Annotated in this window: 13 protein-coding genes; 7 read left to right on the forward strand and 6 right to left on the reverse strand. The window is 46.3% G+C overall.

Annotated features, from left to right (window positions below):
• Positions 1-35: 35 nt before the first annotated feature.
• The gene (pflB, locus tag INT76_RS08615) at positions 36-2378 is read right to left on the reverse strand and encodes a formate C-acetyltransferase (protein ID WP_212570039.1); all 2343 of its coding nucleotides are present in this window, start codon (positions 2376-2378) and stop codon (positions 36-38) included.
• A 281-nt stretch (positions 2379-2659) separates the two neighbouring features.
• Here pflB and dinB point away from each other — a divergent pair, with 281 nt between their 5' ends.
• The 4 genes from dinB to INT76_RS08635 all read left to right on the forward strand — a co-directional run bounded on the left by dinB (position 2660) and on the right by INT76_RS08635 (position 5974).
• Positions 2660-3733 carry a DNA polymerase IV gene (gene dinB, locus INT76_RS08620; protein ID WP_212570040.1) on the forward strand — a complete coding sequence of 358 codons (1074 nt, stop codon included), beginning with the start codon at positions 2660-2662 and terminating at the stop codon, positions 3731-3733.
• Positions 3734-3775: 42 nt separating this feature from the next.
• Positions 3776-4207, forward strand: coding sequence for an Rrf2 family transcriptional regulator (locus tag INT76_RS08625; protein ID WP_212570041.1), 432 nt, complete (start codon positions 3776-3778; stop codon positions 4205-4207).
• 107 nt (positions 4208-4314) lie between these two features.
• The gene (locus INT76_RS08630; RefSeq protein ID WP_212570042.1) at positions 4315-4944 is read left to right on the forward strand and encodes an NAD(P)-dependent oxidoreductase; all 630 of its coding nucleotides are present in this window, start codon (positions 4315-4317) and stop codon (positions 4942-4944) included.
• Between the two features lie 103 nt (positions 4945-5047).
• Positions 5048-5974 (forward strand): 1-phosphofructokinase family hexose kinase, encoded by a 927-nt coding sequence (locus tag INT76_RS08635; RefSeq protein ID WP_212570043.1) that lies wholly within the window; start codon positions 5048-5050, stop codon positions 5972-5974.
• 34 nt (positions 5975-6008) lie between these two features.
• On the opposite strand, the gene recD2 is transcribed toward INT76_RS08635, so the two are convergent.
• From recD2 to rnhC, 3 genes are all read right to left on the reverse strand, one after another.
• A complete protein-coding gene (gene recD2 / locus INT76_RS08640; RefSeq protein ID WP_212570044.1) occupies positions 6009-8456 on the reverse strand; it encodes an SF1B family DNA helicase RecD2 in 2448 nt (815 codons plus the stop codon).
• Positions 8457-8525: 69 nt separating this feature from the next.
• On the reverse strand, positions 8526-9119 hold the full coding sequence (gene lepB, locus INT76_RS08645; RefSeq protein ID WP_212570045.1) for a signal peptidase I: 594 nt from the start codon (positions 9117-9119) through the stop codon (positions 8526-8528).
• Positions 9116-10015: a ribonuclease HIII gene (rnhC, locus tag INT76_RS08650; RefSeq protein WP_212570046.1), complete on the reverse strand. Its 900-nt coding sequence runs from the start codon at positions 10013-10015 to the stop codon at positions 9116-9118. Before rnhC ends, lepB begins: the two co-directional genes overlap by 4 nt.
• Positions 10016-10106: 91 nt before the next feature.
• Between rnhC and INT76_RS08655 the strand changes: the two genes are divergently transcribed.
• From INT76_RS08655 to INT76_RS08665, 3 genes are all read left to right on the forward strand, one after another.
• The gene (locus INT76_RS08655) at positions 10107-11090 is read left to right on the forward strand and encodes a Gfo/Idh/MocA family protein (protein WP_212570047.1); all 984 of its coding nucleotides are present in this window, start codon (positions 10107-10109) and stop codon (positions 11088-11090) included.
• A gap of 180 nt (positions 11091-11270) precedes the next feature.
• Positions 11271-12566, forward strand: a complete 1296-nt coding sequence (locus INT76_RS08660) for a LysM peptidoglycan-binding domain-containing protein (protein WP_212570048.1) — start codon at positions 11271-11273, stop codon at positions 12564-12566.
• Positions 12567-12804: 238 nt separating this feature from the next.
• The gene (locus INT76_RS08665) at positions 12805-13083 is read left to right on the forward strand and encodes a hypothetical protein (RefSeq protein WP_212570049.1); all 279 of its coding nucleotides are present in this window, start codon (positions 12805-12807) and stop codon (positions 13081-13083) included.
• A gap of 73 nt (positions 13084-13156) precedes the next feature.
• Here the strand turns inward: INT76_RS08665 and treC are convergent, their stop codons facing one another.
• Positions 13157-14782, reverse strand: a complete 1626-nt coding sequence (gene treC, locus INT76_RS08670; RefSeq protein WP_212570050.1) for an alpha,alpha-phosphotrehalase — start codon at positions 14780-14782, stop codon at positions 13157-13159.
• A 61-nt stretch (positions 14783-14843) separates the two neighbouring features.
• The gene (gene treP, locus INT76_RS08675) at positions 14844-16856 is read right to left on the reverse strand and encodes a PTS system trehalose-specific EIIBC component (RefSeq protein WP_212570051.1); all 2013 of its coding nucleotides are present in this window, start codon (positions 16854-16856) and stop codon (positions 14844-14846) included.
• Positions 16857-16989: the final 133 nt, after the last annotated feature.

Genomic DNA, 16989 nt, shown 5'->3' on the forward strand with positions numbered 1-16989 from the left:
AAAAAGACTTGGAAATATCCAAGTCTTTTCAGTGATTATTGGCCTGAAATTTCAGCAGCGTGGTCATCCATTGAAAGAACTTCGTGGAAGACGCGTTGAGTCAATTCAGTCTTTTGCTCTTTAGTGAGGTACTTGGTGTTTACGCAGTATCCAGAGATACGAACGATAACATCTTCACCTGCCATAATCTTGTCATACACATCGTTCAAGTCCATAACGTTCAAGTTAACGTGCTGACCACCTTGCTCGAAGTAACCGTCAAGGATAGTTACCAAGTTGGTTACCTGCTCGTCAAATGTTTTACCAAGAGCTTTTGGTGAAACTTGAGTAGTCAAGGAGATACCGTCGTTAGCGTGTTTGAAGTTGAGTTTTGAAAGAGTGTTCAAGTTTTGCAACCAACCACCACGAGATTTAGACGTTGGGTTAGCACCTGGTGGGAAGAATTCTACTTGAGAAGTGTTCACAGAACCATCTTCATTGAGGAATACTCCGCGGTGAACTGGTGAGTTAGCTGTTTGTTTAGAGTAAGCAACGTTTGAAGTGATGGTCAAGATAGACACAGTTGCTTCTGCATTCTTGTAGAGCTTGTGTTTGTTCAAGCGAGTGAAGAATGCTTCCATGAGCCATTTCGCGATGTCATCTACACGGTCGTCATCCTCACCGTAGCGTGGGAAGTCGCCAGTTACTTCGTAGTCGTAGATGAAGCCATCTTCGTCACGGATTGGTTTAACTTGAGCGTACTTGATAGCTGACAGGGAGTCAACAGTGTTGGCAAATCCACAGATACCGAAGCCCATGTTTGCACGAAGGTGAGTTGGCAAGAAGGCCATTTGCACTGCTTCGTAGTTGTACTTATCTGTCATGTAGTGGATGATGTTCATGGCATCCACATAAGTGTCTGTCAACCAGTCAAGGGCGATTTCAAAGTTCTTAACAACTTGGTCGTAGTCAAAGATTTCAGAAGTGTTTGGCTCAACTCCGCCAAATACTTTGTAATCTTTATGAACATCATCGTAACCGTTGTTCCAGCTTGAAAGGAGAGCTTTCAGAACGTTTACACGCGCACCGAAGTACTGGATGTTATGGCGTTGATCTTCGCTTTCTGGGTCAAGTGGAGATACACAGCAAGAGATACAGCTCATTTCTCCATAACCGTCTTTAGCCATAGTTGTTACACCTTCGTACTGGATAGAAGAGTGCTTGTGGCTCATTGCCATACAGTAGCGACGGAAAGCATATGGAAGCTTGTCAGACCAAAGAACGGTCAAGTTTGGTTCTGGAGAGTTACCGATGTTGTCAAGGGTGTTCAAGAAACGGTAGTCCATCTTGGTAACACGGTGACGGCCATCGTTACCCATACCAGCCATAGATGTTGTCAAGAAGGTTGGGTCACCTGAGTAGATTTCGTCGAAGGCTTTTGTACGAGCGAATTTCACTGTACGAAGTTTCAATACGAAGTCGTCAACGAATTCTTGGATTTCTGATTCGGTGAAAGTACCGCGAGCCAAGTCACGTTCTGCGTAGATGTCCAACACGATTGGCACACGACCAAGAGATGTTGCAGCACCGTTGATAACACGGCAGACAGCCATGAAGGCGATGTTTGTCCATTGGATAGCTTCTTTGGTGTTCAATGCAGGACGGCGAACGTCAACCCCGTAATGGTCACCCAAGCGAACAACTTGTTGAAGAGCTTGGTACTGAAGGTTGATTTCTTCGCGAAGACGGATTGATTCTTCGTCGATTTCAGTGATCGCGTTCCAGTCTGCAACCTTTTCTTCCATCAGGTAGTCTGCACCGTAAAGAGCAAGACGAGCGTACATACCGATGATACGGCCACGTGAATAAGCATCTGGAAGACCAGAAACGTGGTGAGAGTGGCGAGCACGACGGATGTCAGAAGTGTAAGCGCGGAAGATACCGTCGTTTACAGTTGTTGCGTGCTTGGTGTAAATTTCATGAAGGAGTGGGTCTGGAGTATAGCCGTTTTCGATCAGAGTCGTTTCAGCCATACGGATACCACCGCGAGGCATGAAGTTCAATTTGAAGAGCTCATCGTTTTGGATACCGAAGATCAATTCGTTTTCTTTGTCGATGAAACCAGCTGGGATGTCAGCGATAGAAGTCGCACGATCTACGTCCATTGGGAAACGAGTGTCTTCGTAGCCTGCTTTGGTTTCTTCGATGATTTTCTTGATACGAAGAGAACGCTCAGTAGGGCCAGCAAGGAAGCTCTCATCACCATCATATGGAGTGTAGTTAGCTTGTACGAAGCGGGTTACGCTGGCTTTTTCTTGCCAGTCAGTACCTGCAAAGCCTTCCCAGGCTTGGGCGAAAATGTCTTCAGTAACATTTTTTGTTTTTACTTTTGTTGACATGAGGGTACTCCTTTTTTACATTTAGTGTGGCTTATTCACACTATTTGGTAATATTATACCATTTGAAAACTCTTTCTACAAGGCGTAGGTACTTGAAAATAAATGAAAAAGAATGAAAGTATCTTGATAATTCTTTCACAAATTTTCACACAAAAACTCAAGCAACGAGAACGAGCGAGTAGAAGAAATGATTTTCCTGTTGTATAATAGAATAGAAAGCTAGCAGAGCTTGGTCATGTAAAGGTTGACTCATTTTTTTCAAAATAAGAGAAGGAGAAGGCATGTTAATTTTTCCGCTGATCAATGATACATCACGCAAGATTATCCATATTGACATGGATGCCTTTTTTGCGGCCATTGAAGTGCGGGACAATCCCAGTCTTCGCGGGAAGCCTGTTATTATCGGAAGTGACCCACGGTTAACAGGAGGACGCGGAGTGGTCTCAACCTGTAATTATGAAGCCAGGGCCTTTGGTGTCCGCTCTGCCATGTCCTCTAAAGAAGCCTATGAACGTTGTCCACAGGGGATTTTCATTTCTGGCAATTATGAGAAGTACCAGAAGGTCGGCATGCAGGTGCGGGAAATTTTTCACCGCTATACCGATTTGGTGGAGCCCATGTCCATCGATGAGGCTTATCTGGATGTGACGGAAAACAAGCTGGGGCTGTCATCTGCTGTCAAGGTGGCCAAGTTGATACAATATGATATTTGGAAGGAACTTCGTTTGACAGCTTCTGCGGGAGTGTCTTACAATAAATTTTTGGCTAAGCTGGCATCTGACATGGAAAAACCTCGCGGGCTAACGCTGATTTTACCTGAGCAAGCACAAGAGGTTCTGTCCAATCTGCCTATCGAGCGGTTCCATGGGGTAGGGAAAAAGACGGTGGAAAGACTTCACGAAATGGGAGTTTTTACAGGAAAAGACTTGCTCCAGATTCCTGAGATGACCTTGATAGACCGGTTCGGTCGCTTTGGATACGACCTCTATCGCAAGGCAAGAGGGATTTCCAACTCACCTGTGAAGGTCAATCGGATTAGAAAGTCCATTGGCAAGGAGCGAACCTATCGCAAACTGCTTTACAGAGAAGAAGACGCCAAAAAGGAGCTGACCAATCTGGTCAAACGAGTGGCGCTCAGTCTAACCAGGCATGGCAAGAAGGGCAGAACGATTGTGCTGAAAATTCGCTACGGTGATTTTACTACTCTGACCAAACGGCACAGTCTAGAAGAGGCTATCTTTCAAGAAGAAGCTATCGAACGAGAGGTTCTGGAAATCTTTGATCAGGTGGCACAGCCTGCTAAAGGGATTCGGTTGTTGGGCGTGACGGTGACCAATTTTGAGGCAGATAGTTGAGTTGCGTCCGCGTCTGTGATACACTGAAGCAAAGGAGTTATTATGCAGATTTCAAGTCGTTTTACCATTGCCAGTCATATTTTGACGCTGTTGGCTCTAGAGGGTCAGACTGAAAAACTGACCAGTCAGGCTATTGCCGGCAGTGTAGGTGTCAATCCTGTTGTTGTCCGCAATATTTTAGGCCAACTCAAGCAGGCAGGATTGGTCCATGTGGCGCGTGGTGTCGGTGGTGCTACTCTGGCAAAGGACGTCCGAGATGTGACCTTGTTGGATATTTATCAGGCAGTTGAGAGTTTGGGTCAGTCGGGTCAGTTGTTTGGTTTTCATGAGCAGCCCAATCCAGCTTGTCAAGTCGGCAAGAATATCCATCACTTATTGGACGATGAACTAGAGCGAGCTCAGGCAGCCTTGGAAAACGAATTGGCTCAGACCAAGCTTTCGGATTTACTAGAGAAAATGGACTCTCTTTCGTAGGAAGGAGAGTTTTTTAAAATTCGAGTTGTAATAATTGACATTACAACCAGCGAATGATATAGTGGTGTTGTAACAAAGAACAATACAACGATTCAGGAGGACGATAAATGAAAATCGCAGTAGTAGCAGCAAATGGGAAAGCAGGGCAGTTGATTGTCAAGGAGGCTCTAGATCGCGGGCACCAAGTGACCGCTATTGTCAGATCTGAGAATAAAACAGCAGCAACATCTGTTTTGCAAAAGGATATACATGAGTTGACCAAGGAAGATTTGGCAGGTTTTGATGTGGTGGTTTCAGCCTTTGGAGCGTGGACACCAGAAACCCTTCCTCAGCACACCAGCACTCTTCAGGTCTTGACCAAGGCTTTGGCGGGAAGTTCGACTCGTTTGTTTGTGGTTGGCGGTGCTGGCAGTCTGTATCTGGATGAAGGGCGTAGCCTTCGTTTGATGGAAGCGCCAGATTTTCCAGCAGCCTATCTGCCAATTGCAGAAGCCATGGCAAAAGGACTGGACTTTTTGCGGACGGTGACAGATCTCAACTGGGTCTATGTGAGTCCGGCAGCTGACTTCCAAGATGCGGGTGAGAAAACCGGTCACTATATCCTTGCTGGAGAAGTCTTTACCCTCAATAGCAAGGGGGAAAGTGTTATCAGCTATGTTGATTTTGCCTTGGCCCTTGTAGATGAGATTGAGGCAAATCGTTTTAACCAAGAACGGATTTCTGTTCTGCAAGCCTAAGAAATAGCAGTAAGACCGAGGTAACTCGGTCTTTTTTAATATAATAATATACGATATAGAGTCGTCGTGCTATAATAAAAGAAAAGCAACGAAGGAGAAAAAGATGATTCACTTAGTCTGTCCCAATCCTGCCCTTGACAGAACCTTACTAGTAGATGGGTTTGAAAAGAATATCCCTCTGCGACCGAGTGAGGTGCGAGAGTATCCAGGCGGGAAGAGTTTCAATGTGGCCTATGCCCTTAAAGAAAATGGGGTGGAGGATTATCTCATCCACACGATTTTGGGTGGGCCTATCGGAGCTTATATCCAAGAACTCAATGCCCAACGAGGGAATCCCTTGGCTCTTATTGAAAGCAGTCAAAATACACGGACCTGCAACATCTACCTTGACCTGCAATCGCGTGATACCCTCCTTTTCTACGAAAAGGGTCTAGAGTTGGATCAAAGCTTATTGGCGGCCTTTACTCAACAGCTAGAATCCAGTCTAAAGGAAGGAGATTATCTGGTCTTCTCAGGTAGCCTGATGAAAGGAATGCCTGATGACTATATCAAGCACTTTATCGAGACTTTTCCGCAAGTTCATACTATTGTGGATACGAGCGGTGCCGCCTTGCGTGCTGCTTTTGAAGCGCGACCAAGCCTTATCAAAATCAACAATGAAGAACTCAAGGAACTCTATCCTGACTTGGATGAGAAAGACCCTGACCAGATTTTGGCGATATTGAAGAACAGGGTTCCTCATGAGCAGATGATTGTAACTATGGGGGCTAAGGGAAGTCTTGCCAAGATTGGCCAGCGCTATTTCCGCGTCCAATCACCAAAAGTTGAAACAGCCAATTCTATTGCTTCGGGAGATTTTTATCTGGGGCTCTTGGTCAAGGGTATCTGCCAAGGCCAACAGCCAGAGGAATACCTGAGGGCGGCGACAGCCTTTGCTCGTGCGAACTGCCTGAACTATTTCCCTGAGGTGGAGCCACAGCAATTCCAAGATAGCTACCAACAGGTAGAAGTGACGGAGTTATTTGTATAGAAAAGAAACCAGCAACCTTTCAGGGGCTGGTTTCTTATTCGTTTTTGAAAAATTGCGCAATATCAGCTTCAGTCAGCCCAATCATGGGGTCAATCGATAGAAAATTGTTCGCCGTAAGGACGTAGCTGTCACCTTCAGCCAAGGTTTCTGTTTGCTGCTCTTCCAAGAGAGAAAGCTGGTGCGGTTCTTCAGAAGTATTTGCTGGCGCTTGGCTTGTTACAGTTTCTTTTTGCGCTTGCTTTGCAGGAGGCTGCTGGTCTTCTTCTGGGGAAAGCTGGAAGCGGGGCACCAGGTGGGTCTTGCGCAGAGTGCCTGCATTTTTTACAGCATGGTCAAAGGCGGAGATTTCTCCCAGCAAAATGAGCTTGCTTTTGGAGCGAGTAATGGCGGTGTAGATGAGATTGCGTTGGAGCATGCGGTAGCTTGTCCGGGTGATGGGTAAAATGACCACCTGAAATTCGCTGCCCTGTGATTTGTGGATGGACATGGCGTAGGCAAGACTAATCTTGTACCATTCATTGCGAGGGTAGGTCACTTCGCTGCCGTCAAAATTGATGGTGATTTCATCTTGTTTGGAGTCGGTGTATTTGGCAGGCAGGAGGTCAGTGATGTAGCCCAAATCACCATTGAAAACATTGGCTTCTGCGTCATTGACTAAATGGATAACCCGATCGTTTTGACGGAAAACCTGATCGTTGTGGAGAAATTCCAGTTGGCCTTCAGCTAGCGGATTGAGCAGGTTTTGGGTCATGGTATTGAGTTGGTCAATCCCGGCGCTGCCTCGATACATCGGAGCCAAGATTTGAACTTCCTGAGCGGGGATACCGGATTTAATGGCAGCTGTGACAATGCGTTCAATGAGGGCAGGGATTTGTTCATTTTGGGCTTCAAAATAGGAGCGGTCGGCTTTTTTCTCACGAAAATCCTCAGGGAGTTTGCACTGACGAATCTGACTGGCCAGTGTCACAATGGTTGAATCTTCGGATTGGCGGTAGATTTTCTCCAGAGTGATACTTGGTAATTTTTTAACCTTGAGCAGGTCGGCCAATACCTGACCGGGGCTGACAGATGGGAGTTGTTCAGCATCTCCGACGATGAGGACTTGGGTCTGGGAGGAGATGTTTTGAAAGAGCTGGTTGGCCAGCCAAGTATCCACCATGGAAAACTCATCAACAATGATAAAGTCTGCATCCAGATAATCTTCTCGGAAGGTTTCTTCCTGTCCTTCGACTAGCCCCAGATGGCGGTGGATGGTTGCACTTGGGAGTCCTGTCAATTCGTTCATCCGTCTGGCTGCTCGCCCAGTTGGTGCGGCAAGCAGGATGGGGCAGTCTTCTTTGACCTTGTTGAGGTCGATGCGGTTGAGCATGGCATAAACAGCAATAATACCATTGATAACCGTTGTTTTCCCCGTTCCCGGCCCTCCTGTTAGGATAAAGAGAGGGTTGTTGATGGCTTGAATAATCGCCTCTTTCTGAATGGCATCATAGCGGAGCTGGGAGAGGCTTTGAAGTTCCTCGATGGCTTCTTCGACCAGTTCCCGAGGGAAGGGTTTGAAGCCGTTTTTTTCCATAAGGCGGGTTAGATTGGTATGAATACCTTGTTCAGCAAAAAAGAGGCTGTTGTCAAAAATCTTGGTTCCGACCTGCTGTACCTTGCCGTCGGCAATCAATCCCGTTAGTTCTTGAGCGACGGCAGCCGGATCCAATTCAACCCGACGGGCTTTTTCCAGAACTTCCAAAGTAGCTTCCAAGAGGTCGCGGGCTTCAATATAGGTATCCCCGGTTTCCATAGAGCGATTAATCAGACTAAAGAGCATCCCAGCCCTAAAACGTTGGGGGGAGGTGCTTTCAATTCCGAGGTTTTCAGCGATTTTATCGGCGATGGTGAAGCCCAAACCTTGGATGTCTTCAACCAGCTGATAGGGATTTTCTTCAATAATCTCTAAGGTTTTTTCCTTATACTGGTCTTGAATTTGAAAGGCCAGTTTGTTGGGGATACCATACTCTGCCAGCTTGGCTAAAATCATCTCGGTTCCATAGTTAAGCCGTAAGGTGTCCAAGAAAGCTTCGCGACTTTTTTTAGAAAGACCGCTAATCTGCTGGAGTTTTTCAGGTTCAGCAAGAATCCTGTCAATGGTTTCTTCGCCGTAGAGGTCGACAATTTTTTCTGCTGTCTTACGGCCGATTCCCTTGAAATGGCTGCTTGAAAAGTATTTGATTAAACCAGCTGAGGTCGGCTTACTTCGCTCGTACCGGGTCAATTGGAGCTGCTGGCCATACTTGGGATGGGTAACTAGATGACCGTAAAATCGGTAATCTTCCCCCTCAATCACATCAGCCATGGTTCCTGTCACAATGATTTCGTAATCATCAAAATCACTGTTGGTTTCCTCGATTTCCAGCAGCAAGATTTTATAAAAATTTGCAGGATTTTCAAAAACGATGCGATCAATCGTTCCTGTAAAATAAAGTTCAGTCATAGCATTTCCTTTGACTTATTAGACCAAAAAAGCCTATTGCTAGGCTGGGATAGTTGCGGTGGGCGCAGGCTAGAAGAGGGAGATGCGGTTGAGTGGCCACATACGAAGAACGATTTCGCCCTTAATAGCAGACTTGTCAAAGTTTCCTACCCGACGGCTGTCTTGAGATACCAGACGATCGTCGCCGAGAAGGAAATACTGACCTTGGGGAACTGTCACAGTAAAGCTGGCAGAACCATTGGCATCTTGGGTAAAGGCGGTCGCTGCCTGAGCAACTGCTTGGAATTGAGGATTGTAAGAGTAAGTGTCTTGGAGTTTGTCTTTGGCAAATGCAGCCAAGTAGTCATCCAGATAAGGTTCGTCGACCTCTTTGTCATTGACATAGAGAACATCATTTTCGTAGTGGATCGTATCCCCCGGCATACCGATAACCCGTTTGACAATCAACTTTTCCGAGCCAGTTCCGTCGTCTTCAGCAGCTACCACGATGTCAAATCGTTCGATAGAGCTTGTCCTGACCATGATGAGATGTTCCTGATCCTGCAAGGTTGGATCCATAGAGTGGCCATCCACAGTCACCGGGCTCCAGATGTAGAGTCGGGATAGGATAAAGGCAGAAATGAAGAGGATAAAGAGTCCCCATTCTTTGATAAAGTGTTTCATTGTGTACCTCGTTGGAGTAATTTTTGAGCTTTCTTAGTGTTGGCAAAGTGGAGTTTGGCTGTTTCAGTTAGTCCGGTCATGCCGTATTTAGCAAGGATGGTGCTGGCCACTTGGTCAGACTTGCTGCCTGCACCAGAAGGCAGGGTCAGTCCGAGTTTTTGACCGAGAGTTTCCAGATTTTCCAGAAACATGGCACGGGCGATGATGGACGAAACGGCAACAGCCAGATACTTGCCTTCGGCTTTTTCTTCAAGGGTGACAGGATTGGGAAACTGGTTGGTTTCTTTTGCCACATATTTCTTGTAATTTTGACTGGAGGTGAAGGCATCAATCACGATTTTTTCAGCGGGAACTCCCCTTTGTAAGAGCAGAAAAATCACCTGATTGTGCAGTGCCACCTTGACAGAAACAGCATTATAACCTTGTTCCATAACCTCGTTGTATTTTTTAGGAGATAAGAGCAGTGCTTGATGAGGAATGTTCTCCTTTAAGAGGGGGGCGATTTGCCGGATTTTTTGGTCAGTCATCTTCTTAGAGTCATCTACGCCCAAGGACTTTAGAAAGGCATGGTCGTCTGGCGTGACGAAACTAGCCACCACGGCGATGCCTCCAAAATACGAACCGTTTCCGACCTCATCTGTTCCGATAAGAGCGCAATCTTGCCCGCCCTTACCTAGGTCCTGTTCTTCCTCTTGATAGCCCCAGTTCTGAGCGTAAAATGCAGCTTTTTCACCCTGAAAAACAGCTTTGCCTGTTTGATAAATGGACAAACTGGCTCCATCCAGCTTGAAGAAGGCTTCGATATAAGGATTTTTGCTGGTTGTCCGATAGGCAGCGTAGTGGCTGCTAATTTCTTGCTTCTGACGGGATGTTAGGTTCAATACAAGGCTAGTCATGCTCTTATTGTAACACAAAAGCAGGTGAGAGTGTGCAGAAAACCTCGAATTCTGCTATAGTAGAGAGGACTACAAACCAAGGAGAAACAAGATGACAGCACAAGTCAACTACAAATGGGCTACGTTGGGAACAGGGGTCATTGCCAATGAACTGGCTCAGGCTCTAGAAGCCATGGGCAGCAAGCTCTATTCCGTGGCTAATCGCACCTATGACAAGGGTCTGGCCTTTGCACAAAAATATGGGATTGAAAAGGTTTATCAGGAAATAGATGAGGTTTTTGAAGACCCTGAAGTAGACATCATCTATATTTCTACCCCGCACAATACCCACATCACCTATCTGAGAAAGGCCCTAGCCGCAGGAAAACACGTCCTCTGCGAAAAGTCCATCACCCTCAACAGTCAGGAACTGGAGGAAGCCATCCAGCTGGCAGAGGAAAATAAGGTTGTCCTAGCAGAAGCTATGACCATTTTCCACATGCCTATCTACCGCGGATTGGCAGAAATAGTTCAGTCTGGCAAGCTGGGTCAGCTCAAGATGATCCAGATGAACTTCGGCAGCTATAAAGACTACGATATGACCAACCGCTTTTTCAATAAAAAGCTGGCTGGCGGTGCCCTGCTAGACATCGGTGTCTACGCCTTGTCCTTTGTCCGCTGGTTTATGTCTGAAACACCCACTCAAGTCGTGTCGCAAGTAAAACTAGCACCGACAGGAGTGGACGAGCAAGTCGGCATCCTCCTCAGTAACGATGCAGGTGAAATGGCCACCATCGCTTTGACCCTCCATGCTAAACAGCCTAAGCGGGGCACCATCGCCTACGATAAGGGGTATATTGAACTCTATGAATATCCCCGCGGTCAAAAAGCTGTCATTACTTATACAGAAGACGGCAGTCAGGAAATTATAGAAGCTGGCGAAACTGCTAGAGCTCTCTCCTACGAGGTTGAGGATATGGAAAAAGCTGTCGCTGGGCATGAAAACACCATGCACCTAGCCTATACACGAGATGTCATGGCGATTATGACCAAACTTCGCCAAGATTGGGGCTTGATTTACCCAGAAGAGGAGTGAGGACGAAGAATAGTTTAACTGAAATAACCAAGCAAAAAATATGACAAATTGGTAAAGAATATGTCTATTGTGTGACAAGAAAACTCCTAGATTACAGCTTGTTTAAATGATGGGCCAAGGGCTTGTTTTTAAGGTTTTTATCAGCTATGATAGGGATAGCAAAAATGAAAGGAAAGACAGATGAAACGTAAGAGAACCAACAAGCCCGCCTATATGAGGAGGAAGAGGAAAACTCCTATTTTGAAAAACAATAAAAAGATGATGTATACCTCTTCTCTAGCCTTATCACTCTTTGCAACCAGTGCTGTTGGCATGCAAGTAGCAGCCTTGGAATGGTCGCCGCGCAGTGTTTCTGAGATTAGCACAGAGATTGCAGAGCAGGATGGCTACAAGACCTACACCGTCAAGTATGGAGATACTCTTGGTGCCATTGCTACTGCTATGGATATTGACGTGGAGGTATTGGCTAAAATCAATCAGATTAGCGACATCAACCTTATCTTCCCTGATACAGTTTTGAAGACCATCGTTGATGAAGACCAGCGAGTAACTCATATTGAGATTGCGACACCAAGTCAGGAAGAACAGGATGAAACGGTTCAGGCTAGCGTTGATTTGACGACCAACCAAGCAAAAGTGGATGAAGTTGTAGTGAATCTGGATGAGATTACAACCACGCTTGAGGGAGTTGGACAAAGAACTGTTACAGAAGCTCCGGTGGTTGAAGCGCCTGTAACCGAAGAAACCACCACAACCACTGCCCCTGCAGTTGAAGAAACGACAACGGTTGAAGAAACAACCACTCAAGAGGCTGTCGCAACGACTGTTGCAGAAACGCCTGTAACTGAGGAAGCTCTTGTAGAACAAACCGAAGAAGTACCGGTAACGGAGGCAACTACTGAGTTGCCGACGACTCAAGAAACCACTGTTGAGGCTGTTGCAGAAGTGCCTGTGACCGAAGAAGTGGCTCCAGCACCAATCACAGAAGCGCCAGCGACTGAAGAAGTTCTTGAAGAACCGGTCATTGAGGCACCAATCACTGAAGAGGTTGCGGAAAATGTAGTGGAGGTGACACCAGCCGTTACGGTTACCCCACTCTCAACAGCAGCAGTGGCAAGTAATAGCTCATACGATGTTGGCTTGAAACCGCAAGTAGCAGCCTTTCGTGCAGAAGTAGCAGGGATTTTTGGTATTACCTCCTTCTCTGGCTATCGTGCCGGCGACTCGGGTGACCACGGTAAGGGGCTTGCCATTGACTTCATGGTAGGTACTGACGCTGCCTTGGGAGATAAGGTTGCAGACTATGCTATTGCCAATATCGGCTCCCAAAATATTTCCTATATCATTTGGAAGCAACGTTTCTATGCTCCATTTGACAATATCTATGGCCCAGCCTATACCTGGAACCTTATGCCAGACCGTGGTAGCATAACAGAAAACCACTACGACCATGTTCATGTATCCTTTAATCCTTAGAGGAAACGAGTCCCTTTCATCTGAAAGGGGCTTTTTTTCAGATATAAGGAAAAAACCAGCTCATAGAGCCGGCCCTTTCTAGGAGGTTATATGAAAAAGAATGGTTTGCTATTTCTAGCTTGATGCTAGTATAGACTACCTGTCTTAAAGAAAAGTTAAAACCGCTTTTTAGTCGATTTTTTCTGCAGACGTGTTATAATATGTCCAACAACTCGCCAATATGAAAGGAGGATGAGTGATGAGATGGTTTAAATACTGGTTTTTGGGAAATATCATCTGTCAGTTGTTGTTGCTACTGACTATTTACCTTGTTTCCCAATTCACTCCAGAAGCGGTTTGGCTGATTTTCTTGAACTACTATGCAGGGGTGGCTAGTTTTTTGCAATTTCCATTTATGTGGCTGGGCTACAAACTCAAGCAAGAATGGCAGTGGTGGCAGTTGGTCTTGTTGTGGTTGCTCACCTTCTCCATAGCTTTCTTCATATCGGTAATGGCGCAAAATAGTGGGTTGGGATAACCGTCCTGCCTCTTTGGCTGTTGAAAAGGAACGAATTATCAGAAAAGGAGCGTAGGGGAACGCTCCTTTTGTATTATTGAACCAAAATGGCTAGACTTTGGTATGGTTGGAGTTTGACTTTCTTAGCCAATTTGGTTGTTGGGTAATTGCTGATGAGAACTTGGCCACGGGCGTACTCATCTGATAATTCTAGCACGACTTCCTCAGCGAAAAAATTGTTGAGGACAAGGAGTTTTTCATCGGCAAGCACACGTTCAAAGGCGTAAACCTTATCGTGGTCTTTATAGGCTGCCTTGTAGTCGCCTTCTGCGATGATTGGCAGCTCCTTGCGAAGTCTGATCAAGTCTTGGTAAAAGCGGAAAATTGGACCAGTCTTTTCATTTTCAACGTTGATGGTTGTGTAGGACTTGCCGGGTTTAAGCCACGGTTTTCCACTGGTAAAACCGGCATTTAGACTAGCATCCCATTGCATGGGTGTTCGGGAATTATCACGGGATTTGGCCTGAATAATCTTGAAGGCTTGCTCAGGAGAATGCCCTTGTTCCAGCAGCATCTGGTAGGCATTGATAGACTCGACATCTACATAATCACTCATGCTGTCAAAGTCTGGGTCAATCATCCCGATTTCTTCACCCATGTAGATATAAGGCGTTCCACGAGAGAGATGGATAGAAGCGGCCAGCATAGTTGCTCCTTCTGTGCGGAAGTTTTTCACATCAACAAAGCGGTTGAGGGCGCGAGGCTGGTCGTGGTTGTTATAGAAGAGGGCGTTCCAGCCGTTTCCGACAGACATTTCTTCCCCCCAAGTGTGAAAGAGACGCTTGAGTTCCTCAAAGTCAAAGTCCATGAGCGTCCACTTTTGACCGTCCTTGTAGTCCACCTTGAGATGGTGGAAGTTGAAGGCCATGGACAATTCTTCCCGTTCCGGAGCTGTATAGAGAATACAGTTTTCAATGGTTGTCGCAGACATCTCTCCCACAGTCATGAAGCCTGTTTCACTTCCAAAAGTGGCATTGTTCATCATACGAAGATAGTCATGGGTGATAGGACGGTCGGTATAGGCGGGCTTACCATCATTGACAGGACAGTCTTCTAACACCTCATCCTTGCCGATCAGGTTGATCACATCGAAGCGGAAGCCCTTGACACCCTTATCCTTCCAGAAATTGACGACTTTGAAGAGCTCTTTACGAACATGGGGATTGCGCCAATTGAGGTCTGCTTGAGTCACATCAAAGAGGTGAAGATAATATTTTCCAGTGTCACCAAAGGGAGCCCAAGCGTTTCCGCCGAACTTGGATACCCAGTCAGTCGGCTGATCCCGCAGGATAAAGAAGTCTTGGTAGTACTTGTCGCCAGCCAGAGCCTTCTGAAACCACTCATGCTCAGTGGAGCAGTGGTTGAGTACCATATCCAGCATGAAGTCAATTCCCAAATCTTGACCGACAGCCACCATTTCCTCAAAATCAGCCATGCTGCCAAAGTCTGGGTGGACAGCTGTATAGTCTGAAATATCGTAGCCATTATCCCGCTGAGGGCTCGGATAAAATGGATTGAGCCATATCATGTCAATCCCTAATTCCTTTAGATAGGGTAGTTTCTCGATAATCCCCCGCAGGTCGCCGACACCGGTACCTGTCGTGTCTTTATAAGACTTTGGATAGATTTGATAGACAACCTTTCGTTTGTCGATTGTCATGTTGGTCTCCTTTTCTAAGTGACGGGTAAAAAGCTGGGCTGCCCCAACTTTTTAACACCTATTACAGTTTGCTTGCAGTAAGAATGGCTTGGCCACGTTCAACTTGGCGAGGAAGGTCACCCAGAACATCCGGCTGATAATCTGTTTGGTTGGTAACAATGACAGGAGTTTCTGTCACAAGTCCCGCACCTTTGATGACATCAAGGTCAAAGCTAATCAACTTGTCGCCTGCCTGTACCTTATCACCTTGCGCAACATGGGCTTCAAAGCCATTGCCTTCAAGGCTGACAGTATCCATACCGATATGGATGAGAATCTCAACGCCTGCTTCTGATACAAGACCAACGGCGTGTTTGGTTGGGAAAAGTACAGACACAACGCCATCCACAGGAGCAACCAATTCGCCTTCAGATGGCTCTATAAGAACGCCTTGTCCCATAACTCCTGATGCAAATACAGGGTCAGTTGCTTCAGAAAGAGGTTTCGCCTGTCCAGTCAATGGGCTAATCAATTCTACGAGGGTTCCAGTAGAAACAGCAGCTTTTTCAGCCTCCGCAATAGCTTCTACTTGAGGAGCTTTGACAGTTTCATCTTCTGACTTGGTTAAGAAACCAGACTTGCGGAAGAAGATTGTCAAGATGAATGGTACGACAATAGCAACGGCCATAGCAATCAGGAAGGCCCCCCAGTATTGGGACTTAATAGCCAAGATACCTGGTAGACCACCGACACCAATCGAGTTGGCTTGGATACCGAATGTAGTAGACAGAAGGCCTGCGATACCAGAACCAATCAAACCAGCTACAAATGGATAAACATATTTGACGTTGACACCAAAGAGGGCTGGTTCAGTAACACCTAGATAGGCAGAGATAGCAGCTGGAAGGGAGATTTGAGCTTCACGCTCGCTCTTGCGATTCATCCAATAGTAGGCCAAAACGGCAGAACCTTGTGCAATGTTTGAAAGAGCAATCATAGGCCAGAGACCAGTTCCGTGAAAATCAGCAATCAGTTGTGCGTCGATGGCGTTGGTCATGTGGTGAAGACCAGTGATAACGAATGGAGCGTAGAGGGCACCAAAGATGGCACCGAAGACAGCTTTCAATGGTCCAGTCAAGCCAGCCAAGACAATAGTAGAGAGGCCTTGACCTAACCACCAACCGAGAGGGCCAAGAACTGTGTGGGCCAAGATGAGGGCTGGTAGGAGGGATAGGAATGGCACAAAAATCATAGAAATCACTTCAGGGATACGTTTGCGCCAGAAGATTTCAAGGTAAGAAAGAGATAGACCGGCTAAGAGAGCAGGAATAACCTGAGCTTGGTAACCGATACGGTTAACAGTGAAGAACCCAAAGTTCCAAACCCAGTCGCTAGCGATGACATCTGCTGGGGTGCTTGCCACGGCATAAGCGTTGAGAAGTTGTGGTGATACCAAACAGATACCCAGAACGATACCGAGGATTTGAGAGGTAGCCATTTTACGGGTTACAGACCAGGTGATACCAACCGGCAGGAAGTGGAAGATCGCTTCACCTGGTAGCCATAGGAAGTGGTTAACTCCGCTCCAGAAAGGTGACACTTGAACGATGGTGTTCCAGATAGGGTTTCCGTCAGCATCAAACAAGAGTTTGCCGTCTGCCATTGCTTGCCCCAACCAAGGCATCCCAACACTTTCCAAGAGGTTGCGGAAACCAAGAATCAAACCACCTACGATAATAGCCGGCAGGATTGGTGTGAAGATTTCAGCCAACATGGTCATAACGCGTTGCAGAGGATTTTGGTTACTCTTGGCTGCAGCTTTAGCCGCTTCTTTTGACACCCCCTCAATACCAGATACAGCTGTGAAGTCATTGTAGAAGATTGGCACATCATTACCGATAATGACTTGGAACTGACCGGCATTGGTAAAGGTTCCTTTTACAGTAGAGATGGCTTCGATGGCTTTCACATCTGCCTTCTTCTCATCAGCAAGTACGAAACGCATCCGAGTTGCACAGTGGCTAACAGCGGTGACGTTTTCCTTACCACCGACAGCATCAAGGAGCAACTTGGCTTCTTTTTCAAATTTACCCATTATATTTCCCGTGAGCAATAGATAACCTATTGCCTCTCCTTTCTTTTATAAAAATTTGTACGGACAAATTTTAGATAAGCATATTGTATCCGATTTCAAAAAAGAATGTAAGCCTTTTGACAAAAAAAGTTTA

It is taken from the genome of Streptococcus oriscaviae (genome assembly GCF_018137985.1).
Lineage (GTDB): Bacteria > Bacillota > Bacilli > Lactobacillales > Streptococcaceae > Streptococcus > Streptococcus oriscaviae.